The 25,134-nt window shown below is 30.0% G+C and carries 16 protein-coding genes, 5 tRNA genes, 2 rRNA genes and 1 other annotated feature (1 of these 24 cut by a window edge); of the genes, 3 read left to right on the top strand and 20 right to left on the bottom strand.

Features of this window, described 5'->3' with window-relative positions; genetic code table 11:
- Position 1 precedes the first annotated feature (1 nt).
- Positions 2–799, top strand: a complete 798-nt coding sequence (locus tag BEN51_RS00195; protein WP_119864116.1) for a MurR/RpiR family transcriptional regulator — start codon at positions 2–4, stop codon at positions 797–799.
- A gap of 115 nt (positions 800–914) precedes the next feature.
- Here the strand turns inward: BEN51_RS00195 and BEN51_RS00190 are convergent, their stop codons facing one another.
- The 6 genes from BEN51_RS00190 to BEN51_RS00165 form a co-directional block, all read right to left on the bottom strand.
- Complete coding sequence (locus tag BEN51_RS00190; protein ID WP_119864115.1) at positions 915–2,279, bottom strand: 6-phospho-beta-glucosidase; 1,365 nt, start codon at positions 2,277–2,279, stop codon at positions 915–917.
- Between the two features lie 82 nt (positions 2,280–2,361).
- Positions 2,362–3,513: a Card1-like endonuclease domain-containing protein gene (locus BEN51_RS00185; protein WP_119864114.1), complete on the bottom strand. Its 1,152-nt coding sequence runs from the start codon at positions 3,511–3,513 to the stop codon at positions 2,362–2,364.
- A gap of 76 nt (positions 3,514–3,589) precedes the next feature.
- Positions 3,590–4,342 carry a copper homeostasis protein CutC gene (locus BEN51_RS00180; RefSeq protein ID WP_119864113.1) on the bottom strand — a complete coding sequence of 251 codons (753 nt, stop codon included), beginning with the start codon at positions 4,340–4,342 and terminating at the stop codon, positions 3,590–3,592.
- Positions 4,343–4,484: 142 nt separating this feature from the next.
- A tRNA-Arg gene (locus BEN51_RS00175) sits at positions 4,485–4,561 on the bottom strand.
- A 60-nt stretch (positions 4,562–4,621) separates the two neighbouring features.
- On the bottom strand, positions 4,622–5,518 hold the full coding sequence (locus BEN51_RS00170; protein WP_119864112.1) for a sensor histidine kinase: 897 nt from the start codon (positions 5,516–5,518) through the stop codon (positions 4,622–4,624).
- 107 nt (positions 5,519–5,625) lie between these two features.
- Positions 5,626–6,384, bottom strand: a complete 759-nt coding sequence (locus tag BEN51_RS00165) for a DUF1189 family protein (RefSeq protein ID WP_119864111.1) — start codon at positions 6,382–6,384, stop codon at positions 5,626–5,628.
- A gap of 156 nt (positions 6,385–6,540) precedes the next feature.
- Here BEN51_RS00165 and BEN51_RS00160 point away from each other — a divergent pair, with 156 nt between their 5' ends.
- Both BEN51_RS00160 and BEN51_RS00155 read left to right on the top strand, forming a co-directional pair.
- Complete coding sequence (locus BEN51_RS00160; RefSeq protein ID WP_119864110.1) at positions 6,541–7,755, top strand: L,D-transpeptidase; 1,215 nt, start codon at positions 6,541–6,543, stop codon at positions 7,753–7,755.
- Positions 7,756–7,839: 84 nt separating this feature from the next.
- Entirely contained in the window at positions 7,840–9,201 is a 1,362-nt protein-coding gene (locus BEN51_RS00155; protein ID WP_119864109.1) for a CCA tRNA nucleotidyltransferase, read from the top strand.
- 34 nt (positions 9,202–9,235) lie between these two features.
- On the opposite strand, the gene addA is transcribed toward BEN51_RS00155, so the two are convergent.
- From addA to BEN51_RS00085, 14 genes are all read right to left on the bottom strand, one after another.
- Complete coding sequence (gene addA / locus BEN51_RS00150; RefSeq protein ID WP_119864108.1) at positions 9,236–12,988, bottom strand: helicase-exonuclease AddAB subunit AddA; 3,753 nt, start codon at positions 12,986–12,988, stop codon at positions 9,236–9,238.
- Positions 12,989–12,990: 2 nt separating this feature from the next.
- On the bottom strand, positions 12,991–16,419 hold the full coding sequence (gene addB, locus BEN51_RS00145; RefSeq protein ID WP_119864107.1) for a helicase-exonuclease AddAB subunit AddB: 3,429 nt from the start codon (positions 16,417–16,419) through the stop codon (positions 12,991–12,993).
- A gap of 160 nt (positions 16,420–16,579) precedes the next feature.
- The gene (locus BEN51_RS00140; protein ID WP_119864106.1) at positions 16,580–17,524 is read right to left on the bottom strand and encodes an ROK family protein; all 945 of its coding nucleotides are present in this window, start codon (positions 17,522–17,524) and stop codon (positions 16,580–16,582) included.
- A 132-nt stretch (positions 17,525–17,656) separates the two neighbouring features.
- Positions 17,657–17,749: transfer RNA gene (locus tag BEN51_RS00135), tRNA-Ser, on the bottom strand.
- 24 nt (positions 17,750–17,773) lie between these two features.
- Positions 17,774–17,864 (bottom strand) — tRNA-Ser (locus BEN51_RS00130).
- A 230-nt stretch (positions 17,865–18,094) separates the two neighbouring features.
- Positions 18,095–18,185, bottom strand: a tRNA-Ser gene (locus BEN51_RS00125).
- Between the two features lie 150 nt (positions 18,186–18,335).
- Positions 18,336–19,619, bottom strand: coding sequence for a serine--tRNA ligase (gene serS / locus BEN51_RS00120; protein WP_119864105.1), 1,284 nt, complete (start codon positions 19,617–19,619; stop codon positions 18,336–18,338).
- A gap of 60 nt (positions 19,620–19,679) precedes the next feature.
- Positions 19,680–19,884 (bottom strand) — a binding site (T-box leader).
- Positions 19,885–19,972: 88 nt separating this feature from the next.
- Positions 19,973–20,218, bottom strand: a complete 246-nt coding sequence (locus BEN51_RS00115) for a DUF1667 domain-containing protein (protein WP_119864104.1) — start codon at positions 20,216–20,218, stop codon at positions 19,973–19,975.
- Positions 20,211–21,623 carry an FAD-dependent oxidoreductase gene (locus BEN51_RS00110; protein ID WP_119864103.1) on the bottom strand — a complete coding sequence of 471 codons (1,413 nt, stop codon included), beginning with the start codon at positions 21,621–21,623 and terminating at the stop codon, positions 20,211–20,213. The genes BEN51_RS00115 and BEN51_RS00110 overlap by 8 nt, the downstream gene beginning before the upstream one ends.
- An 18-nt stretch (positions 21,624–21,641) precedes the next feature.
- Positions 21,642–22,148: a transcription repressor NadR gene (locus BEN51_RS00105; protein WP_119864102.1), complete on the bottom strand. Its 507-nt coding sequence runs from the start codon at positions 22,146–22,148 to the stop codon at positions 21,642–21,644.
- Positions 22,149–22,163: 15 nt separating this feature from the next.
- Positions 22,164–22,667 carry an HD domain-containing protein gene (locus BEN51_RS00100; protein ID WP_119864101.1) on the bottom strand — a complete coding sequence of 168 codons (504 nt, stop codon included), beginning with the start codon at positions 22,665–22,667 and terminating at the stop codon, positions 22,164–22,166.
- Between the two features lie 111 nt (positions 22,668–22,778).
- Positions 22,779–22,854 (bottom strand) — tRNA-Ala (locus tag BEN51_RS00095).
- Positions 22,855–22,864: 10 nt separating this feature from the next.
- A 5S ribosomal RNA gene (rrf, locus tag BEN51_RS00090) occupies positions 22,865–22,981 on the bottom strand.
- 67 nt (positions 22,982–23,048) lie between these two features.
- Positions 23,049–25,134: ribosomal RNA gene (locus tag BEN51_RS00085) — 23S ribosomal RNA — on the bottom strand; it runs 820 nt beyond the window's last position.

The following is a 25,134-nucleotide window of genomic DNA, read 5'->3' as shown; positions in this document are numbered from 1 at the left end:
TATGGGTGATTTAATTTATAGGTTATTATTATTTTTAAATAGCAGCAAAGAAAATGATATTAATTATAATATTGCAATTAATATGCTAAAAAACATAAGATTAATTCCTGATATGTCTATAAATAAACTAGCCGATCTTTGTTATACTTCTCCTGCTGCTATAACAAGGTTTTGCCATAAACTAGGCTATTCCAGCCTAATAGAATTTAAAAGAAGTATAAAAATAAATATAAATATTAATGAAGAAATAATAAAAAACAAAACTCTTGATAATAATGTTTCAAGAGAAACTATATTTGAAGATATGACAAGTCAAATAATAACCGAAATAAATAATTTAAAGAATTTCCTTGATTTAAAAATTGTAGATAGAGTAATAGAACTTATTTATTCAAAAAATAATGTATGCATATTTGGAACTCAATTTTCACAATTAATGGCCCAGGATCTTCAAAGAAAACTTGCTAATATTTCTAAACTAATTTTTCATGCCATTGATGTTCAAGATCAAGAAAAATTGGCAGATACTTTAGATGAAAATTCCCTAGCTATTCTAATTTCTCCAACAGGTAGGTTTCCTATATATCATGAAAGATTATGGAGAAAAATAGAAAAAAGCTCAGCTTCATTAGTTATCATTACAGAAAAAAAAATACCGGAATACGAAAAAAGAAGCGATTATATAATACATCTACCTCCAAAAAATAATTCTAATGAATTTCCTCAAAGCCATAGATATGATCTAAGTTTTCTAATTGAATATATTTATATTAGATATGGAAGCCTTTATAGTAATTAATATTAGCAGTTTTAAAATACTTTAAACTATACTAACCATAAAAACAATAAGGAAGTGCATTGTACACTTCCTTATAAATTTATTCTTAAATTTTGGTATTGTAAGTTCTCAATTTTTAAAATTCTGCTCTTTCAACCTTTTCTAAAACATCTATAACCTTTTTAAATTGTGGTAAATAATCTTTATGAGCTAATAACATCTCATTTAAAAGTTTTCTACCTTTTTTATCATCAGCTACTAATGGATTTGTTACCATAGCTGCTAAAGCTGTATTATAGTCTCCTGTGTATGCTGCTTCTGCTGCAAGTCTTTCAAAAGCTTTTATTTGACCTGCTAAGCCTTGAGCAAAGATAGGAAGATCTGTAACTGTTTCTACTGGTACTGGACCATTTTTACCTACATAACAGCTTACTTCAATAGCTGAAGCATCCTCAAATTGTTTTAAGGTACCATTATTTCTAGTGTTAACTGCAATAATGGTATTTTTATCATTATATATACCATTTATAACGTTGCAAGCTACATCTGAATAATGAGCACCACCACGTCTAGATAATTCTTCTGGCTTATCCTTTAATTCTGGATTCTTATAAAGTTCAAATAGTCTTTTTTCTACTTCCTTAACAACTTCTGCTCTTGTTTTTCCATTTTTAAATTCTTCAAGTTCATGATTTAACATTTCTTGTTTTTTATAATAATATCTATGATAAGGGCAAGGAAGTACTCCAAAAGCCTTTATAGTTGCTGGGTCCCAATCAAGTGCTGCAATATTTGCCATTGTTTGTGACTTTGAATTATTGTTTGTTAATATATCTATAAGCTGAGATGTAACATCTCTTCCATCTAAATATACTCTTTCAGCATAGACCATATGATTTAATCCAGCAAAGTCAACAGTTATTCTTTCTTTATCTACTCCAAGAGCATCTGCAAAGCCAAATTCCATTCCTATTGGAACATTGCATACTCCTACTACCTTTTTATGAACACCATATCTTAATAAAGCTTCAGTAACTATCCCTGCTGGATTAGTAAAGTTTATTAACCAAGCATCAGGACATAATTCACTCATATCCTTTGCAATGTCTAAAATTACTGGAACAGTTCTTAATGCCTTAAATAATCCTCCAGCACCATTTGTTTCTTGGCCTAAAAAACCATAACTTAAAGGGATTCTTTCATCCTTAACTCTTGCATCTAATAAGCCTACTCTTAATTGTGTAGTAACAAAATCAGCATCCTTTAAAGCTTCTCTTCTATCTAAAGTTAGGTGAATATTCATAGGTACTCCGGCTTTTTCTACCATTCTTTTTGCTAAGGCACCTACTATTTCTAATTTTTCTTTTCCTTCTTCAATATCAACTAACCAATAATCACTTACAGGCATTTCATCATATCTTTTTATTAATCCTTCAACAAGTTCTGGAGTATAGCTGGAACCTCCACCTATTGTAACTATTTTTAATGGTTTTTTACTCATATTATTCCCCCCACATTAATTAGTATTTATAATTTAATTATATAAGAGGGAATTAGTAAACATTTTCATTTTTTGAAAATAATCAGCTTTTATTATTTTTATATATTGCTTTTTTTATTTCCTTTTTAAACTCTTCTTCATTTCCATCAAATATTATTAAGCTTATATTCATTTCCTTAACTCTTTCCTTTATTGTATTTTTAATAGGTTCTTTAGTTGCAACTAATATTTTATTTGCATCTTCTCCACCTATCTTAAGGGCATATACATTTAATTCATTTAAGGCATCTTCATCATACTTTTCGCTATCTTTACAAGATATGCAGCTTACTACAGAATCTTTTACTGCTACCACATCTACTTCGTTTTTAATAATTGAATTAGAATAATCCCAAAGAAATACTAGGCCGCTTTTAACCTCATCTATACCTTCAATTTCACTTATTATTAATCTTGTGGCAAATTCAAGCCAAGTACCTGTTTTGAATATAAAAGGCTTTAAATAATCATTTTTAAATTTAACTTCTATTTCACTATCACTAATATTTTTAAAAGCTATTTCTTGCATCTCCCTTAATTTTAATAGAATTTTATCTAAAAGTTTCCTTTCATCATTATCTAACAATTTTGTTTTTATAATAATTCTTTTATTGTCTTCTTCACTATGACTAAACACCTTTATATCATAAAGTCTTTGCTTATACTTGTGCCATATGTCTAAATTTTTATATATATTTTTAGTTATATATTCTAAGTTTTTATTATTAAGGAATTCACTAGAATCATATACTATTTCCTTGCCTGATGCCTTTAAAATGCTGCTTAATTCTAAGTCTTCATATTCTTCCCTTATAATTTTTATATCTTCATCTATGACATATAGAATTTTATCTTTTATATTAATAAAAATTGACTTCACTTTATAATTTTTGCATGTATTTAATAAAATTATTGAGTTTATTCTACTTCCACCAGTTAAATTAACTAAAAGCTTTTTATTTTTATTAATTCTTATTATTTCTTCTAATCTCTCCACTTCTCCCTTTTTAATCTTAATAGCATTAAATTTTATTAGGGGAAGGTTATCTTTATAATAATTTTTCATTGCTTCTAATATATTTTTATTTTTTTCCTCATATAAAAATATTACTTCCCTAGGCTTAAACTTTTTTGAAACTAAAATACTTCCTTCATTATGTTCCTCTAGTAAATTTATTAAAATATCTACTTCCATAAATATAATTCCTTTTCTATTTATTATATACTTTTAATTTACCCAATAAATAGAAACTTATCCCTAAAAGGAAATCTTATCCTTCATTTAGTACACTTTTCACTAAGGATTTTACCTTCTCCATAGAAACAACATCATATTTATTTTCATTTGGTACACTTGCATAGGAATAGCTTACATTGGCTGCCGAAGCAGTTGGATCATTTATCCAAGCCTTACAAGAAGAATGTATTTGATAAATTCCAGTTTTCTTCATTAATTCGACTGCATTTTTTTCATTAATTCCACTGCCTGCTAGAATTTCTATTCTATCCCCATATCTTTTTTGTAAGTGAGCAATCATATCCCTGCCATCCCAGGCCTTTTCCTTTAAACCACTTGTTAAGAGCCTATCAACCCCAATTTCAATTAATTCCTCTATACCTTTTTCTGGATCTTTTACACAATCAAAGGCCCTATGAAATACTGCCTCTCCATTATACTTATGAATTAAATCAACCATTTTTTTAGTTAGGTTCTTATTAACTGTTGCATCTTCATTTAAGAAGCCAAAGGCTAACCCATCTGCCCCATTTTCCATAAGTATTTCTGCATCATAGAACATAACTTCAATATCTTTTTGATTGTATGTAAATCCACCAGCCCTAGGACGAACCATACAAATAACCTTAAGGTCAGTATTTTCTTTTGTAAGTTTTAAAGAGCCTAAGGATGGTGTTAATCCTCCTAAATACAAAGCTGAGTTTAATTCAATTCTTTTTGCACCACCTTTATAACTTTCAAGTGCATCATAATAACTACCACAGCATATCTCAATTATTTTACCCATAATAAACTCCTCTTCAATACTAATAATCTGATTATATATTTTTATAATTACATAGCTCTTTCTTAATTTCAACAATTCTAATTGAATTAATTTTTAATCTTAAAAAACAAAAAACCCTGTAAACTCAATGTTTACAAGGTTGTGGTACGGTGGAGAGGATTCGAACCCCCGACCAACTGGTTCGTAGCCAGCTACTCTATCCAACTGAGCTACCACCGCAGAATTTAACACTAGTTATTTTATCATAACTTAGTATCTAAATCAACAAACATTTTCTTTTTAATAAATATCAGAAAACTCTACTTCTAATCTTTCTATTCTGCTATCTTGATTAATTTGATGTGTTTCCTTTTCTTCTTCTATTAATATTGGAAACGTTACTATAAATTCGCATCCTTTATTTTCTTCACTGATTAATTCAATTTTACCATTATGAGATTTAACCAAGTATTTTACAAGATCTAACCCCATTCCACTGCCAGAGTTTTCTCTTTTTATATCATTTATTCTATAATACCTGCCAAATATTTTTTCTTGATCTTTCTTAGGAATTCCTGGCCCTTCATCCTTTATTGATATTTTTATAAAACCATCTTTAATAACTAATGTTACATATATGTTAGTATCTTCATAAGTAAACTTTATTGCATTAGAAATCAAGTTCATTATTATTCTATCTATAACACTAGGATCTGCAGACATAATGCACTCTTCTTCATTTGTATCAAATATTAATTGTATATTTTTTTGCTTCGCATATTTATCTATACACCCTACTGTTCCTTCAATCATAGAAACTATATCTATATTTTTTTTATTTAAAGTATAATAATTATTCTTAAGTTTATTTGTATCTATTAAGTTATTTATTAACCTTAACATTTTTAAGCTATTTTTCTTTATTGTATATATATATTCTCTTGCTTTTTTATCATTTATGCTTACGCTGCCAGAATTCATAACCTGAATAACACTTAAAATCACACTTAAATGACTTCTAAGATCGTGTGAAATATTAAGTAAAAAATTTTCTTGTAATGATTCTTTTTCTTCTAATTCTGTTATGATTTTTACTACTTCTTCTTTTGTATTATTTAATTCCTTAGTTAAGAAATAATTATTTATATTAAGATTATTATTCATAGCGCTTTCCATTAATAATTTGTCATCAATCATAACAAGTTTCCCCTCTATACCTGTAAAATAATCATTTACAATAGTTTAACATATTAAAAAATTATTAACAATATTTACAAGATATTTTTCCATTTTTTTCTTGCGACTTATATATAAATATCCCTTTTTATATTATTAATTGCTAAGAATAAATATGCCCCTCCAATAAACATTCCTATAGACCCTGATATACTTACTATTGTAATTATTATTGGTAAAGTCATAGAGCATATAGATAATTTTAATATACTATCATAAGTTAATTTTATTCTTTGTGCTCTAATTATTATAAATGCTAAAAAAGAAAGAAGTATCGCATCAATTATTGCACCAATAAATATTGCAATTATATAAATAAATATGCCAATATAAATAATTATATTCATAAATTTAACAACTTCTATTAATTCTTTATTGTTTAAGGCTACTAATCCATTATCTGTATAATTTATCTTCATTTTTTCCCCATTAAAATCCGCTGCAATTCCATCCTTAAGTATGGCAACTGAATAATCTTTATGTATTAATATATTTCTTAAAGATTCTATATCTTTTAATTCTTTATTTGCGTCAATGTAAAAAATATATTGCCCCATATCTATTTTTGTTGGAGAACTTTTATAATTAAGTATTCCCTCTTTTATTTCAAAAGAATACTCTTCATTTTCTAATGAATTAACTAGCACTCTTTGTTCCTTACTAAAAATCATAGCTTGACTAATACTATTGGGAACTCCAACTATTATACTTAAAATAAATAAATATAATACTATTCTGCCTATACCTAATTTAAGTAATTTCTTGTAATTTGATGGGCTAAAAAGGCTTATCTTAAACATATCTATAAATCTAATTTTTTCTTTCATATTATCCTCCAATTAATAATTCAACCATTATTAATTGATTCTAACATATATATTTTTCTTTATAAACCTATCACATTTTAAATTTCCTTTAATTTTAAGATTAAACTTCTTATCTTTGGTTAATAATTATACCATAGATCATATGGAGGTTTTAAAATGTTTAAACATAAAAAACACAAAGGAAACTTTTCCTTTTTTAAGTTTCTTTCTATTACTTTTTCATTATTCTTGGCACTTTTTATAAGTAATTTATTCTTAAATGTTAAATATAATAAAACTCTTGAGGAATTCTATGTTTTCTTTAATAATTCTAAATTTGAAGAAGCTAAAGAAACCTTAGATAATAATATGATTACTTCATTAAAATCAAATAAATTACAAGATGATTTAAGTAATTATTTTACTAAAATTATTGCAAAAATATGCAATGCTTTAAAAAATGAAGAAATCACTAAAAATCAAGCCACCATTATTTTAAGTGAAATAAAAAAATATAATATTTTAAATTCTTCCTTAGATAAATTAATAGCAGCATTAAACCCAGAAATGATTGAAACAAACTCAAATATTAACTCTGAGGTAAAGCTTGAAACAACAGAAAAGTATTTAGAACTTGGAATTAACTGCTATAATTCAGAAGATTATTCTAAAGCTTTTGAATACTTCAATTTAGTCTTTAATTCTTCTAACTCTGAAGATGAAAAATCGATTGCTAAAGATTATATTGAAAAATGTAAAACTAAATATAAAAATTACTTGCTAAATGAAGCAGACAAATTAGCTGCAAACAAATATTATACAAATGCAATTAACCTTCTATCCCAACATGACACTAAGCTAATAGAAGAAAACGATTCTGATATATCTAATAAAATATCCTCATTGAAACTATTTAGGGAAGAATATGATTCTGAAGCAGATATATATACTTCTAGCGCAATTTTAGAAGCTATTACCATAAACAATATAAATACATTATCTATTAGCAGCAATACCAACTATCTTATTTACTTAAACTTAAATGAGCAGAAAACTTATATTTATGAAGGTAATACAGATAATTGGTCCTTAATAAAAAGCTTTATTTCTTCTACTGGAGTAGAAGGAAAGGAAACTCCAAAAGGTATTTTTTCAGTAATAAATAGAGGAGAGTGGTTTTTCTCTCCTGAATTTAATCAAGGAGCTAAGTATTGGGTTCAATTTATGGGAGATTACCTATTTCATTCTGTTCCCTTTGATGAAAGTCAAAGCACAATAGTAGATAACACCTTAGGGAAACCTGCTTCTCATGGTTGTATAAGACTTAGTGTAGAAGACGCTAAATGGCTTTATGACAATATTCCTAATGGAACTAAAATAATAATTAACTAATAAACCTCTATTATTACTATAGGGGTTTTTATTTTTCTTTTATTATAATATGATTATAATAGACTAATTAAGGAAGGTTATGCTATGAGAATTTTTATACCAGAGGATGTAAACTTTATAATTGATAAATTTTATAAAAATAATTTTGATGCTTTTATTGTAGGAGGATGCCTCCGTGACCTTCTTCTTAATATAAATCCTAAAGACTATGATATTACAACATCTGCTAAACCAGAAGATACTATTTCTTTATTTAGCAAAACTATTCCAACAGGAATTAAACATGGTACTGTAACTGTTGTTATAAATAATAATAACTATGAAGTTACTACCTTTAGAACTGAAGGGGATTATTTAGATAACAGGCATCCATCAAGGGTTGATTTTGTAACTGATATAAAAGATGACTTATCAAGAAGGGATTTTACCGTAAATGCCTTAGCCTATAATGATAAGTTAGGCCTAATTGACTATTTTAATGGAATTGACGACCTTAATAATAAAATTATAAGATGTGTTGGAGATGCAGATAAACGCTTTAAGGAAGATGCCTTAAGAATGTTAAGAGCAATTAGATTTAGCTGCCAGCTAGAATTTGAAATTGAAAGAAAAACCTATAGAGCCATTATTAATAATGCTGACTTAATAAAAAATATAAGTAAAGAAAGAATTAGAGATGAGCTTTGCAAAATACTTATATCTAGAGCTCCATCTAAAGGAATAAAATTGCTACAAAAAACTGGACTTCTAGAATTTATTATTCCTGAATTAAATTTATTAGTTAATTATAGTCCTTTAAGTATTAAGCATAATAGAGATGTATTTGGTCATACTCTTAAGGTGATAGATAATATAAAAAATAATAACCTTATTCTGATGCTTTCGGCATTGCTTCATGATGTTGGAAAGCTAAACACTTTAACATTAGAAGCTGATGGAATTTATAGGTTTCCAAAGCATAATATTGAAGGCTCTATAATGTCAAAAAGAATTTTAAAAGATTTAAAATTTGATAATTATACAGTAAATTCTGTTTCTAAGCTTATAGAACATCACCTTGTTTTAAAAGTAAATTATATGCCTACAAGGTATGAAATAAAAAAATATTTATTAGAAATAGGTGAGAACTTAATATATTTATTATTTGAACTTCAAAAAGCGGATATAAAGGCTCTAGATAATCCAGCTCCTTTTATAAAGAAGGTTGATTATATTAGGGATACTGTTTCTGATATACTTTCTAATGAAGAACCTCTATATATTAAAGATTTAAATATTAATGGTGAAGATTTAATAAAGTTTTTTAATATTCCTAGATGTAAATTAATTGGTGATATTCTTAATTATTTATTAGATGAAACGTTGAAAAATCCTAATTTAAATAATAAGGAAAGTTTATTAAACTTATCTAAAACTTTCTTAGATAGTAAAAAACCAGACTGCTAAATAACTTAGCACGTCTGGTTACTCTTTTAATAATTTATAGCTTCATTTCTACTTCTTTGTTTATTCCAAAGAGGTATAAGTAACACTCTTTAACCTGTTTATTTGTTATCTTTTCTAAGGCCTTCTTATAATATTTTATTTGCATCTTATATTTATCTAATATCTTTTCTTCATTTCCTCTTTCCACATAATCTGTTTTATAATCAAATAGGACAATTCCATCTTCTTCTTCAAAAAAGCAATCTATTATTCCTTGAAGTCTTATTTTTTCATCTTTATAAGTTTCTTCGGGAAGGTCTGACTCTAATTCTAAAGAACTTATTTCTGTATAAAAAGGTAATTCTCTTTTTACTAATCTTCCTTCTTTATAAGACTTAATTAACCTCTTTCCTAAGCTACTTTTAAAGAAGTGTGCAAAATTTATTTTTTCCACAGCCTTTATTTCTTCTTCGTTTAATAATTTCTTTTCCTTCATTTTATCTATTTGAGCTTTTATTTCCCCTTCTGTTTCAACATAATTTAAATCTAATTTCTGCATTATGAAATGGGCAACTGTTCCCCTCTCTGCAGAAGATAAACCCCTTTTCTCTTGTAAAAACTTAGGCTTAATAACTTCCTTTTCCTTAAAGGCATTTAAGGTTCTAACTTCATCATCCTCACTATCATATAGAGCTCTCTTTAGATCAGAAACAGATATATTGCTTGGAAGAGAAAATGTTTTTTCATATTTATATTTGTAATCAAGCCTTCTCTTTATTTCTTTATTTATATGTGCTACATTTCTATTAATAAATAAATCATTTTTTTTATTTTCATCCACATCAGAATTATTTTTATCCACAGATAAATCATTTTTAGTCCACATATAGACATCCCAACTTGATGAATCATCAATTATATTTTCAATTAATTCCCCATTTCTAAGTTTTTCGCCATCTCTATGTTTTGTTATAGCCATACCAACCCAATCTAAATAGCTTTTTCCTTTAAGAACTTCAGCAGCAGGTATAATCTTCTCATCCATAGAAGCTGCTGATAACCAAGCCTTAAGGGAACTCTCTAAATTTTTAACAGATCCTGTTATAATAAGTTTTTCCCTTGCTCTTGTAAAGGCAACATATAGAATTCTCATTTCCTCCGATAAAGTTTCAAAAAGAACTTTTTTCTTTATTGCTTCTTTTGCAATAGTACTATAAGATAATCTATTTTCTAAATCTACATAATCAGGACCAAAACCTAATTCATCATGATATAAAATTGATTTTCTTAAGTCTTGTAGATTAAACTGTTTTCCAAAACCTGAAGTAAATACAACAGGAAACTCCAGTCCCTTACTCTTATGTATGCTCATTATCCTTACTACATCTTCATGCTCTCCCAAAATTTTTGCACTACCCATATCTCCAGAAGAATGTCTTAGCTTATTTATAAAATTAATGAAATTAAATAATCCCTTAAAGCTAGTTTCTTCAAACTGTTTTGCCCTCTGAAATAGTATTTTTAAATTTGCCTGCCTTAGTTTTCCATTAGGCATTGCAGCAACATATCCAAAATAAGCAGTATCCATATATAAATACCATATAAATTCGTCTATAGGAGTATATATTGATCTTTCTCTCCACTTTTCTAAATTCTTTATAAAGTTATTGCACTTTTCTTTTAATCTTTCAGAAACGTCATAATATCCTTCTGAAACTTCCTTTATAATTTCATAGAAATATTTATCCTTATCTAAAAGCCTTATATCACTTAATTCTTCAGCAGTAAAACCTACAATTGGAGATCTTAAAACAGCTATAATAGGTATATCCTGTCTTGGATTATCTATTACTTGAAGAAGGGACATCATTGTTCTTATTTCTATCGTTTCAAAATATCCAGTTCCCGTATCTGCATAAACTGGTATCCCATCAGTCCCTAATTCCTCTAAAAATACTTCAGACCAATTCTTTGTAGTTCTTAACAATATAACTATATCCTTATATTTTAAAGGCCTATACTCATCTAAATTTTTGTCATACACCTTAAAACTTTTATCACCAGTACCGCTGATTAACTCCTTTATTCTTTTTGCAACAATTCTCGCTTCCAAAGCAATCGCATCTACATCCTCTTCTGCATCATCTTCTCTGTTGTCCTGAACTTCTTCCTTAGGCTCTAGCTCTTCTTTATATTGACCAGATTTATCTAATATATGAAGTTCTATTGGTCCTCCTACAATAATATTTTCATTCTCTGCTTCCTTATAATTAGCGCCAAGGTTTAATACTTCCTCATCTGTATACTCAATTTCTCCAACTACTTTAGACATTACTTCCTTAAAAATATAGTTAACACCCTCTATAACTTCTTTTCTACTTCTAAAGTTCTTATAAAGTTGAATTTTTCTATTTTTTTCTCCTTCTTTTAAAGGATAACTATTATACTTATCTAAAAATAATTCCGGCTTTGCCTGTCTAAATCTATAAATACTTTGCTTTACATCTCCAACCATAAATACATTCGGATTGTCTAGATTTTTTCGTGAAACTAATTCAATTATTGCTTCTTGCACATTATTTGAATCTTGATATTCATCTACTAAAACTTCATCAAAAAACTCCCTAAAATCTTCAGCTACCTTTGATGGAAGTACATTACCCTCTTCATCAAGATTAGTTAAAATCTTTAAGCAAAGATGTTCTAAGTCGTTAAAATCTAATATATTTCTCTCTCTTTTCCTTTCCTGGAATCTTCTCATAAATTCTAGGGTTAATTCAGTTAATTTCTTAATAAATGGATAGGAATTTTTTATTCCACTTAATATATCTTGAGGCTCCATTGAAAAATTATCATTTATTAGCTTAGATAGTTTTTTCTTTATATCATCTCTTATTGATTTAACTAAGTTTTGACTATTTACATCCGAAACCTTATCCTTTTTTACAACCTTTAATCTTCCAAAATTTATATTGGTTGAAGCTTTATAAATTTCATCTAATCCCTTATCTAGAGAGTAATATAATTCCTTAAACATTTCCAAATCTTCCATAAAGGTCTCTTCATAAGGCTCTAGTCCATCTGTAGCCCTTATTATGCTTATAGCCCTTTCTAAAATCTTTATAAAACCTTCAATCTCTATTTTCATATTGGTTCTTAATATATTTATCCAAACAGAATTATTTAGTTCTTCCATTGAATTTATATTAAATTTTTCTGCATTTTCATAAAGCCACTTTTCTGGCCATGGTCCACTCATAGAAAATTTATATAAATCTAAAACTATGTCTTTTAACCTTTGATCATCCCTAGAATCACTAAAAGCTTCTATTAAATTTCTAAATTTCATATCCTCTTTTTCATAGTAATCCTCAAACATATCATTTATTATTTCAAGCATTAATAATGTATTTTCTGTTTCATCTGATATTCTAAAAGTTGGATCTAAATCTATGGTGTGATAATTATTTTTTATAACATCTAAACAAAAGGAATGCATTGTAGTAATATTAGCCCTGCTTAAAAGGGTCAATTGCTTTTGCATTAGCTTAGAGTTGGGATTTTTCTCTAGTTCCTTTGATACGGCAGCTGCTATTCTTTCCCTCATCTCAGCAGCAGCTGCTGATGTAAAAGTAACAACTAATAATCTATCTATATCAACTGAATTTTCTTCATTAGTTATTATTCTTATTATTCTTTCAACTAAAACTGCTGTTTTCCCTGAACCTGCTGCTGCTGCAACTAATAAATTACATCCTCTCGTTTCTATTGCCTTTAACTGATCCTCAGTCCATTTTGTTGCTCCCATAGCTATCTCTCTCCTCCCTTCTCCTTAATTGCCTTTTCCATAAGACTCCATACTTCATCCTTATTCTTCTTCAATATAAGTTTATATTTATTATTTTCTATTCCAGTATCAAACTGACATATAGATGAATAATCGCAATAAGAACAGAAAGTTATCTTTCCTGTTTTTGCTGGTTCCATTAATATTTCTCCACTTAACATCTCTTCACAAAGGCTGGCAATTTTCTCATTTACATATTTTCTTAACAACTCAAATTGTTCTTCTGTTACAACAGAGCTTGTAGATGAAAAGTTTCCATCCTTCTTTATAGCTGCAGGTATTATTACCGAATACTTTTCAATATCTTTATCTATAGACTTAACTACATCTATATCTTTAATTACCAACCCACTCATTTTTAATTCTTTTAATATGTTTTCTTTTATTTCTTCTTCAGATAACTTCTTATTTGATTTAATTATTGGATCATCTATTCTAAAGTATAATATTGCTCCTGGCATTGCTTGTTTTTCTAATATATACTTAGAATTTTTTATTAGAGCATCTAAATAAACTAAAAGCTGAACCTGTAGTCCATAATAAACTTCTGTTAAGTCAAATTCTTTTCTACCTGTTTTATAGTCTATTACTTTAATATAGGTATTTCCATCTAAATCTAAGGTATCAATTCTATCTACTCTACCAACTAGATATACTGTCTCCTTTGATGGTAATTCTATCTTTATTGGTTCTCCATCTTGAAAACTTCCAAAGGAAAACTCATTTTTAAAAACTTCAAATTTACCCTTTTTCATTTGTTCTGTTAGTACTATTACTGACTTTGTAATTGTTTTTTTAAATCTATTAGCAAAATATTGATATTTTTTTGTGCTATTTAATATTGAATTAGAATCTTCTTGAAGTTTTTTATCTACAATTTCATTAACTATCTCGCTGCATTTTTTCTTATCTAATTCTGACCAAGCTATTTTTTCTTCCCTTACTCTATTTGTAAAGTCATCTAAAATACCATGCATAAAGGAACCTAGATCAGGAGCAGTAAATTCATAAACCTTTCTATCCTTAGCCTTTAATCCATAAGCAACATAGTATGAAAAAGGACATTGGGCATATTTTTCTATTCTTGATACACTAAATATTAATTTATTTCCTGATTGATAAAGCCTTTTTATTTTCTCCCTTGGTACCTTTTCTACTAAATTTGTATAAGTTAGCCCTTTAAATATTATCTTTGACTTTTCTTTAAATTCTTCATTTTCTTCAAACCACTTATATGTTTCTGCCCAATACTCATCAACCTTTTCCCTTTCAAATTCCATTCTTAAAGCACTTATAAGCTCATTAAAGGTTGGAACTGGTGCTGTTATTTTATTAAAGCTATCCTTTTCCTCTTCAATATTATATAATTCACTTTCTTCTATGATATTAGGAAATATTCTTTTAAGTCTTGGAATAATTATTGAAGGTCTTAAGGATTTTCCTTCAAAGTCTGCCATTGGATAAGTTAACATAAGCTTATCTGAAGGTATTGTTAATCCTGTGTATATTATAAATTGCTCTTCAAAAGCTCTTGTTTTTGTATCTGAAGCCAGTTTTATTCCAATATCCCTTAAAATATCCCTTTCTTTATCTGATATAATTCCCTCTTCTTTATTTGCGGAAGGAATTATTCCATCATTTACTCCAATTATAAATAGAACTTTTATATTTCTTCCCTTAACACGGGAAATATCTCCTATATTTACTTGGTCGATAGACATTGGTATAATACCTATTTCCTTTTCCTCAAAACCTGAAATAAGTATTTTAGTAAATTCCTTTAACTCTACAACTTCTTCTCCTAAAACTTCTACTATTTGATCAAGTATTTCAATAACCATCTTAGGCACCTGATCATATTCCTTTATCTTATCTTGCATTCCAAGCTCATTAAATCTATCTAACCATTTATCTAATGTATTAAAAATATCTAATTCTAATAAAAATTCATATAAGCTTGTAGCAATAGTTTTTATATCTTTTTTTCCCTTTACCTTATTTTGAAGATTTATTATTGGAGTTCTTATTTCGTCCATTATTTCTAATATTAGATTTTCTTCTTCTGTTATATCTTCTCTATCGTATAAATCTTTAGTCCACTTATATCCCTTAATTCCATTAGCTAAAATATAATTTTCTAGTATGTCTATATATTCTTTTTCTATATTTATCAAACCGCTTTTTAGATACTTAAATACGCTTTCGTAAGACCAGTTACTTCCTATTATTTCTAGAGCTGATATTATTAATATTACTAAAGGATTATTTAATATCTCTCTTTTTTTATCTATAAAATAAGGTATATTATATTCCTGGAAGATTACCGAAGATAATTTTTCATAATTTTCTATGTTCCTACATACAACTGCTATATCTCTAAATCTATAGCCCTCATCTCTAACTAATTTTAATATATTCTTTGCTATAACCTCTATTTCATCATAGCTGTTATTTGCTTTATAAATTCTTACATTATTATTCTTTCCCTTATATTCTTTAAATGGATAATTGAAAAAGTGCCTTTCTAAATGTGCTAATTCTCCACTATTTTTAAATCTATAAGGAGTTCCTTTATTAAGATTTATAGGTTCTAAATAAGGGATATTGTTTTCTTTCATAATTTTAATAATTGAACTTTCCGTATTCCTTATTACATCAAATACATCAGTTTGGTCCTTATCATTATTAATTTCTAAGCTATCACTACATAGGGTTATATTTATGTTTTCTGCCTTTTTAGCTAGAATTTTAATTACCTCTAATTGCTGTGGAGTAAAGGTTGTAAATTCATCTATCCATATTTCTGCTCCATCATATATATTACAATTTACTAATTTATTTGCTAATAAGGTTAAATCATCATCTGAATCTATAAATTTATCTTCTATAAAATTATTGAACTTGCTATATATAAGCTTAAGATCTTCTATTTTATTTCTTAAATTTTCATCCTGTATTTCATCTTCTTTTAACTCTAACATTTCCTTGGAAATATTATATTTTTTAAATTCAGTCAGCATTTCAGATATTATTCCTGCAAAACCTTGCTGCTTGGCTACCCTATTAAAATATTTAAGTTCCTTTAAGCTTTCTTTTAATATTTTGTATATAAGCATATTTTTCCCAGAAGTATTCATTCTTATATTACTTCTTCCGCCACAAGTTTCAAAAACAATATTAGCCATTCTTTTAAAGCTTATTACTTCCGCCCTTAAAAGACCTCTTTCTGTAACTATATCTAAAAACTTTTTTTCTGTATCAAAGGTATATTGTTCTGGAACCAGTAATATTAATTTATTGTTTTTATCATTCTTTAGTTTATTTTTTATTTGATTTAAGCAAAAGCTAGTTTTACCTGTTCCCGCTCTTCCAAAAATAAATCTTATTCCCATAATACACTCCTAATTATAAATTTTGTATATATTAATAATACCCATATTTTAATGTAATTAACAACAAAATATAATGTGATTATAAAAAAAAGAAGAGTATTTCCACTCTTCTTTTTTATTGCCCATTCTTGATATAGTTTCATAAAGCTCATCTTAATTTTTATTTACTTTCTAATATTGCTAATGCTGCTGCACCTAAAACCCCAGCTTTTCCCCCTAATAAGGCCTTTTCAACTTTACAATGATTATATATTGTAGTTAAGCATCTTCTTTGCATTTCTTCATCAATTTTATCAAAAACTATTTTTCCTGCTTCACTTACTCCTCCTCCAATAATTATTTTATCTGGGTCAAAGGAGTTTGCTATATTGGCAATTCCTATTCCTAAATATGATAATGCATCATTTAATATCTCTTTTGAAACCTTATCTCCTCTTTCTGCTTCTATGAATACTTCCTTAGCAGTAACATTATCATAATTTCTTAATGAAGTTTCAACTTTACTATCCAAAGCTTCTTTTGCTCTTTTCATTATAGCTGTTCCTGATGCTAGAGCTTCAACACAGCCTGTATTACCACATCCACATCTTGGACCACCCTTCATTACTGTTATATGTCCAATTTCTAATGCATTTGCTGTACTTCCTCTATATATGTTACCATTTAATATTGCACCTCCACCTACACCTGTGCTTACTGTAACATAAACCATGTTCTTACTTCCTTTTCCAGCTCCGAACATAAACTCACTTAAAGTTGCTACATTAGCATCATTATCTAAATAAGTAGGAATATTATATCTTTCCTTTATTGGCTTTACTAATTCAAAATTCTTAAATGGTAAATTTGGCGTATAAACTATTAATCCCTTTTCAATATCTAAAGGTCCTGGAGAGCCAATACCTATAGCCTTTACTTCTTTTCTATCTACGTTTTCTAATACCTTATCTATTGTTTTTAAAATATTATCTAATACTACTTTTTCACCTTTTTCAGCTTCTGTTTTTATTGTGATTTCTTCTATAATTTGTCCATCCAAGTTTACTAATGCAGTGTATATTTTAGTTCCTCCTAAATCAACACCAACCACATATTTCTTTTCCATCTCTATTCCCCCCTATTTTATAATTACAAAAATAGTATATCATTTAGGGAAATTGTTTACAAGAATATAATTGACTTGTTTAAACAATTGTTTAAGGAAAAATAAAAAGCATCTAACATAGTTAGATGCTCTTGGCGGAGAAACCGGGATTTGAACCCGGGCGCCGGACACTTCCGACCTATACCCTTAGCAGGGGCACCTCTTCAGCCACTTGAGTATTTCTCCACATATCCCTTATGGGATTCTATATGGCGGAGAGAGTGGGATTTGAACCCACGGTACCCGTAGAGGTACGCCGGTTTTCAAGACCGGTGCCTTAAGCCAGCTCGACCATCTCTCCGTATTTGTGTCATACGACAAGTATTATTATATCAACCACTATATATATTGTCAACTAATTTTTTGATTTTTGTTATTGCATTTATATTATATCCTTAAAATTATTTTTTATTAATTTATATAAACTAAAAGAAATAGGTATAGATAAATTGCTACTAACCTTAAAACAACTTGATTATTAATATCTATATTTTTATAAAAAAAACATCTAACAAAATTGTTAGATGTTTTTGGCGGAGAGAGTGGGATTTGAACCCACGGTACCCGTAAAGGTACGCCGGTTTTCAAGACCGGTGCCTTAAGCCAGCTCGACCATCTCTCCATAATAGCCTTGCAACGAAATTTATTATATCAACAGAAAAAAATATTGTCAACCACTTTTTTGACAATTTATAATACTTAACTACAAAATTATCAATGTCAAAAAATAAAGGTTTCTATTAAAACAGAAACCTTTATTTTTATATACATTTTATTTTCTTTTTATTTCATCTAAATGCATATATGGTCTTAGTACTTCTGGAATTTCTATAGAACCGTCTTCTCTTTGATAATTTTCTAATATCGCAGCAACTGCTCTTCCAATTGCAACACCTGAGCCATTTAATGTATGAACAAATTGTGGTTTATCCTTTGGTGTTTCCTTATACTTGATATTAGCTCTTCTTGCTTGGAATTCCTCAAAGTTTGAACAGCTTGATATCTCAACATATCTATTATAACTTGGCATCCAAACTTCTAAATCATATTTTAATGCTGCTGTGAAGCCCAAGTCACCCTTACATATTCTAACTATTCTATATGGAAGTCCTAGTCCTTGTAATACTGATTCTGCATCCTTTACTAATTTATCTAACTCTTCATAGCTTTGTTCTGGCTTACAGAACTTAACTAATTCTACCTTATTAAACTGATGTTGTCTTATAAGTCCTCTAGTATCTCTTCCTGCAGATCCAGCTTCTGCTCTAAAACAAGCTGAATAAGCAACATGTTTTATTGGAAGTTCATCTCCCTTTAGTGTTTCATTTCTATACATATTAGTTACTGGAACCTCTGCTGTAGGAATTAAGAAATATCCGTTATTTTCAACTTTAAATGCATCTTCTTCAAATTTAGGTAATTGACCTGTACCAGTCATGCTATCTCTATTTACCATATATGGTGGTAATACTTCTTCATATCCATTTTCTAAAGTATGCTTATCTAAGAAATAACTAATAACAGCTCTTTCTAATCTTGCTCCTAGTCCTTTATACATTGTAAATCTTGATCCAGCTACTTTACCGCCTCTTTCGAAATCTAATATATCTAACTCAGTTCCTAAATCCCAGTGAGCCTTTGGTTCAAAATTAAATTTTGTAACTTCTCCCCACTTCTTTATCTCAATATTATCTTCGTCACTATCTCCTTCAGGTACTTGAGGATTTGGAATATTAGGAATCCTTAATAATATATATTCTATTTTTGAATCCACTTCTGAAACTTTTGTATCAAGTTCCTTTATTTTATCTCCAAGTTCTCTCATTTCAGTCATTATTCCTTGAACATCTTTTCCCTCTTTCTTTAACTTTGGAATTTCTGCAGAAACTTGATTTCTCTTACTTTTTAGATTTTCTACTTCAACTAGTATTTTCCTTCTTTCTTCATCTAATGCTAATATTTCATCTATTGTTGATTCTTGAAAATCTTCCCCTCTATTTCTTAAGGCTTTTTTAATTTCATCTGGATTTGTTCTTATCCTTTTTAAATCTAACATAATAATCACTTTCTCCTCTCTTATTATTTATTTTCAATAAAAAAAAGAACCTTTTTCCCATAAAGGGACGAAAGATTCCGCGTTGCCACCCTAATTAATAATATAAAAATATATTATTCACTCAATTAAATCTAACGGTTTAAGTCCGTACTGCTCATCACAGTCCCTCCGAGGTGGATTCATAACATAATTATTATCATTTTACACCAGCCAATGACTCTCTTTAAATAATTGATGTTACTACTATTCTCTTCAACGGTTTACTATAAAATTATTAATTTTAATATATTATAATTTTATGATTATGTCAATAATTACTATATTCTCTTTTATTATTATCAATTTTTACTTATTTATTCATCTAAGATATCTTTTGTACATATTATATCAATTCCTGTATTTAATACATTTTTGCATATTATATCACCAACTCTTATTGGAATACTTACATATATTCTGGATATAACCTTTGAAAATTCCTTCCAAAGACTTATATCGACTTCTTTAGTACTTTTAACTGGAATAACTTTATGATTTTGACTTCCTTTCACTCTAACTATAGATGTAAAAATATCTTTTTTGTTACTATTATTAAACATCTTTAAACTCCTTTATTCTACTTTCTAAAACTTTAGAATTTTTGGAATCATCAACAATTTCAGTTATATTCTTATCTAGCTCTCTAGCTAATATATTTACAATTTTTTGATAGCAATGAGAGCCTTGGCAGCTTCCGAAACCAGCTCCTGTTCTCCGCTTTACCCCTTCCACAGTCCTAGCACCAAGAGGCCTTCTTATGCAATCTACAATTTCTCCTTCTGATATTTGATTACATACACAAATAATCTTTCCATATCTGCTATCTAAAGCTATTATTTCATTAGCCTCTTTTTTTCCAAGTTCTCTAAACTTATATATTTCTCTCCTTTTATCTATAAAATTCTTATTTAAAGTACAATTTAAATTATTTGATATAGTATCACAAATCATTCTTGCTATAGCAGGTGCTATAGTTATCTTTCCATAATGAGTTCCTGTTATTCTAATGTATCCCCTATCAATTTCGCTATCATCAATTAACATGGAATCTTTATTGTAGCTTTCCTTAAAAATATTATTTATATTTTTTCTTGTTAAATTAGAAATAACTCTATTGGCATATTCCAAGCTTTCATCTAAACTAGATTTTTTAGTTGTTTTTATTCCTATTAATGAACCTGATGTAGTCATTGGTGCACTTATTACAAAAGAATTTTTATCAAAAGTTTCTATTACTATTTTATTTAGTTTATTTTTATAATTATCATCAACTAAAAGATAACTCATATTTTTAGATTTTTCTTTATTTTCTTCAATAACTTGCTCTTCAACTTTTCCATTTTCCTGTATAAAAATTTCATGAGGAATTGTATTAATAACTACCTTACAATTAAATTTATTTTTATTTGTTGTTACTCTAAATCCCCTTGCTAATTCTTGTATATTTAACACTTCTTCTTCTAACCTAAAATTTACTCCATTATCTGAAGCAACCTCTGCATAAGCAATTGCTAAGTCAAAAGGAGCAACAATTGCAACATTTTCTGAATATAGTCCTCTTTTTACATTAGATTTTATATTAGGTTCTATATCATATACGTCTTTATTATCAAGTAGATAGACGCCTTCTATCCCTCTTCTTTTAGCCCTCTCGTACATCTCTTCTAATTTTAATATTCCATTTTCATCACTAACAACTCTTAAGCATCCTATTTTCTTAAAGGGAACATTAAACCTTTCGCAAGTTTCCCTCATAATATTGCTTCCTATATATTCTAATCCAGACATAACATCATCTGAAGTCTCTGAGCCATCATATACAATCGCAGTATTAAAAAATGCTACGTCATCAGCTACATCATAATCTCTTTCTATTAAAGCTATATTAAAATTATATTTAGATAGTTCATAGGCAACTGCACATCCTATAATCCCGCCACCTAATATTAAAATATCATAATCCATAATCAAGCCTCCTATAAACTACAATAAAATTCCTTTATCCCTTAATTCCTCTTTTATTAAGATTATATCTTCTTCCGTTTCAGCTGATATAGTATGTAGATGCACACCGTCTGTTAAATTAGAAAGGGGCTTTGCACCTTTACTAGTAAATTTATTTATAAACTTATTTAAATCATTTAAATTTTTTATCATTAAACTAGCTCTTATTTCTCCATATAGTGGGTGATCAATAATTACATCCTCCATTACACCACCATACTTTATAACAACTTCTATTTCTTCCTTAGTTTTATCTCCTTTATGATTAACAGCAATTATTGATTTAAATCTTTTTGCAGATTTATTATACATATATCCATCAGGAGTCGCTATTATATCCCTGCCAGAAGCTCTTAAAATTGCAATATCCTTAACTATTACCTGCCTAGTTACGGAAAATCTTTCTGCTAATTCACTACCCTTAATAGCACCATTCTCATTTATTAATAATTTGAGGATCTCTTCTCTTCTTTTATTGGATTTCATTAAAATCCCCCCTTACTAATTTTTATTATCACAATAACTAATAATCTCAAGTATTTTATTATTTTTTATTTTATTTTTAATATGATGATATTTTACAACTTCTAATATATCCTTTGTATATCCTTGATTCTTCAACATATCATAACCTATTTTAGGATGATTATAATATATATTAATCTGCTTTATGTTATGAAATTTTTTTAATTTTCCTTTTGAAAGCTTATCTAATATTACTATTATAGACTTTTCTATTAAACTTAAATGACAATTACTCTTACCTATATCGTGTAATAATGCGGCCTTTCCTAGTATATATTCATTAGCATTAATTAAATTTTCATTATTATATCTTAAAGAATCCTTACAAACTCTAATACAATGATGCTGTTCACTCTTCTTTAATTTTTTAAATTTTTCAATTTCATCATCACTCAAATATTTCTTTACAAAATCAAAATCAACTTTTTTATATAAGGATGTAATTCCCCAGATAAACTGTTTTACTCTATATAAACTCACATTAATCACCTTTTTATTCTATATAAAAATAATAACATTCTCTATTTTTTTAATCAAATATATTTACAGTTAATAAAAAGACCATCCTTTTGGATGGTCTTTTTATTATTTTGGTGGAGGTAAAGGGATTCGAACCCTTGACCCCCTGCGTGCAAGGCAGGTGCTCTCCCAACTGAGCTATACCCCCAAAATAAAAAACCTGGCAACGTTCTACTCTCCCACAGGGCTTCCCCTGCAGTACCATCGACGCTATAGAGCTTAACTGTCCTGTTCGGAATGGGAAGGAGTGTTTCCTCTATGCCATAGTCACCAGATATTAATTATTTAATTTTTAGAGAAATTGTTCTCTGAAAATTGCACATGAATATAGCCATTATTATTTTGGTCAAGCCCTCGACCTATTAGTATTAGTCAGCTAAATATGTTACCATACTTACACCTCTAACCTATCAACCTTGTGTTCTTCAAGGGGTCTTACTAGCTTATGCTATGGGAAATCTCATCTTGAGGGGGGCTTCACGCTTAGATGCTTTCAGCGTTTATCCCTTCCCGACTTAGCTACCCAGCTATGCTCTTGGCAGAACAACTGGTACACCAGAGGTCAGTCCATCCCGGTCCTCTCGTACTAAGGACAGCTCCTCTCAAATTTCCTACGCCCGCGACGGATAGGGACCGAACTGTCTCACGACGTTCTGAACCCAGCTCGCGTGCCGCTTTAATGGGCGAACAGCCCAACCCTTGGGACCTACTTCAGCCCCAGGATGCGACGAGCCGACATCGAGGTGCCAAACCTCCCCGTCGATGTGGACTCTTGGGGGAGATCAGCCTGTTATCCCCGAGGTAGCTTTTATCCGTTGAGCGATGGCCCTCCCACGAGGTACCACCGGATCACTAAGCCCGACTTTCGTCCCTGCTCCACTTGTGGGTGTCGCAGTCAGGCTCCCTTCTGCCTTTACACTCTACGAACGATTTCCGACCGTTCTGAGGGAACCTTTGGGCGCCTCCGTTACTTTTTAGGAGGCGACCGCCCCAGTCAAACTGCCCACCTAACAATGTCCTGTCACCAGCTTCATGGCGTCCAGTTAGAATCCCAATACTATCAGGGTGGTATCCCAAGGACGACTCCACTGAGGCTGACGCCCCAGTTTCCCAGTCTCCCACCTATCCTGTACAGACAATATCGAAACTCAATGCTAAGCTACAGTAAAGCTCTACGGGGTCTTTCCGTCCAATCGCGGGTAGCGAGCATCTTCACTCGCACTACAACTTCGCCGGATTTGCAGTTGAGACAGTGCCCAAGTCATTACGCCATTCGTGCGGGTCAGAACTTACCTGACAAGGAATTTCGCTACCTTAGGACCGTTATAGTTACGGCCGCCGTTTACTGGGGCTTAAGTTCACACCTTCGCTTGCGCTAAGTGTTCCCCTTAACCTTCCAGCACCGGGCAGGCGTCAGCCCCTATACATCAGCTTACGCTTTAGCAGAGACCTGTGTTTTTGCTAAACAGTTGCTTGGGCCTATTCTCTGCGGCCTGCTCTCGCAGGCACCCCTTCTCGCGAACTTACGGGGTCAATTTGCCTAGTTCCTTAACTGCAATTCTTCCGATGGCCTTAGGATTCTCTCCTCATCTACCTGTGTCGGTTTGCGGTACGGGCACTACTTCTCTCTCTAGATGCTTTTCTTGGAAGCATGGAATCAGATACTTCGGTCATAATGACCTTCCCCATCACACCTCAGGATTGTCAGAACGGATTTGCCTATCCTGACTCCCTAAATGCTTAGACTAGCACGACCAACGGCTAGCACATCCTATCCTTCTCCGTCACACCATCGATAATAACGATAATAGTGGTATTGGAATATCAACCAATTGTCCATCACCTACGCCTTTCGGCCTGGGCTTAGGTCCCGACTAACCCTGGGCGGACGAGCCTTCCCCAGGAAACCTTAGATTTTCGGCCTGTAAGATTCTCACTTACATCTCGCTACTGATGCCAACATTCTCACTCGTAATCAGTCCACCGCTCCTTACGGTACGACTTCAGCCCGATTACGACGCTCCTCTACCGCTCACACGAAGTGTGAACCCGTAGCTTCGGTGGTAAGTTTGAGCCCCGGACATTTTCGGCGCAGGATCTCTCGACTAGTGAGCTATTACGCACTCTTTAAATGAGTGGCTGCTTCTAAGCCAACATCCTAGTTGTCTTAGAAATCCCACATCCTTTACCACTTAACTTACACTTTGGGACCTTAGCTGACGATCTGGGCTTTTTCCCTTTTGACTACGGACCTTATCATTCGCAGTCTGACTGCCGGACTAATAGTATATGGCATTCGGAGTTTGATAAGGTTCGGTAAGCAATATGCCCCCTAGCCCATTCAGTGCTCTACCTCCATTACTCATATCCGACGCTAGCCCTAAAGCTATTTCGAGGAGAACCAGCTATCTCCGAGTTCGATTGGAAT

The organism is Clostridium isatidis, from assembly GCF_002285495.1.
In the GTDB taxonomy this organism is placed as follows: Bacteria; Bacillota; Clostridia; order Clostridiales; family Clostridiaceae; genus Clostridium; species Clostridium isatidis.
This window is presented reverse-complemented; position numbering and strand designations above follow the sequence as displayed.

What these genes read in the sequence shown, in the direction of transcription:
- BEN51_RS00180 (WP_119864113.1), bottom strand. Translation starts at nt 4,342, where the DNA reads ATGGGTAAAATAATTGAGATATGCTGTGGTAGTTATTATGATGCACTT.
- addB (WP_119864107.1), bottom strand. Translation starts at nt 16,419, where the DNA reads ATGGGAATAAGATTTATTTTTGGAAGAGCGGGAACAGGTAAAACTAGC.
- addA (WP_119864108.1), bottom strand. Translation starts at nt 12,988, where the DNA reads ATGGGAGCAACAAAATGGACTGAGGATCAGTTAAAGGCAATAGAAACG.
- BEN51_RS00195 (WP_119864116.1), top strand. Translation starts at nt 2, where the DNA reads ATGGGTGATTTAATTTATAGGTTATTATTATTTTTAAATAGCAGCAAA.
- BEN51_RS00155 (WP_119864109.1), top strand. Translation starts at nt 7,840, where the DNA reads ATGAGAATTTTTATACCAGAGGATGTAAACTTTATAATTGATAAATTT.
- BEN51_RS00190 (WP_119864115.1), bottom strand. Translation starts at nt 2,279, where the DNA reads ATGAGTAAAAAACCATTAAAAATAGTTACAATAGGTGGAGGTTCCAGC.
- BEN51_RS00140 (WP_119864106.1), bottom strand. Translation starts at nt 17,524, where the DNA reads ATGGAAAAGAAATATGTGGTTGGTGTTGATTTAGGAGGAACTAAAATA.
- BEN51_RS00115 (WP_119864104.1), bottom strand. Translation starts at nt 20,218, where the DNA reads ATGTTTAATAATAGTAACAAAAAAGATATTTTTACATCTATAGTTAGA.
- BEN51_RS00185 (WP_119864114.1), bottom strand. Translation starts at nt 3,513, where the DNA reads ATGGAAGTAGATATTTTAATAAATTTACTAGAGGAACATAATGAAGGA.
- BEN51_RS00170 (WP_119864112.1), bottom strand. Translation starts at nt 5,518, where the DNA reads ATGATTGATGACAAATTATTAATGGAAAGCGCTATGAATAATAATCTT.
- BEN51_RS00110 (WP_119864103.1), bottom strand. Translation starts at nt 21,623, where the DNA reads ATGGATTATGATATTTTAATATTAGGTGGCGGGATTATAGGATGTGCA.
- serS (WP_119864105.1), bottom strand. Translation starts at nt 19,619, where the DNA reads ATGTTAGATTTAAAAAGGATAAGAACAAATCCAGATGAAATTAAAAAA.
- BEN51_RS00105 (WP_119864102.1), bottom strand. Translation starts at nt 22,148, where the DNA reads ATGAAATCCAATAAAAGAAGAGAAGAGATCCTCAAATTATTAATAAAT.
- BEN51_RS00165 (WP_119864111.1), bottom strand. Translation starts at nt 6,384, where the DNA reads ATGAAAGAAAAAATTAGATTTATAGATATGTTTAAGATAAGCCTTTTT.
- BEN51_RS00160 (WP_119864110.1), top strand. Translation starts at nt 6,541, where the DNA reads ATGTTTAAACATAAAAAACACAAAGGAAACTTTTCCTTTTTTAAGTTT.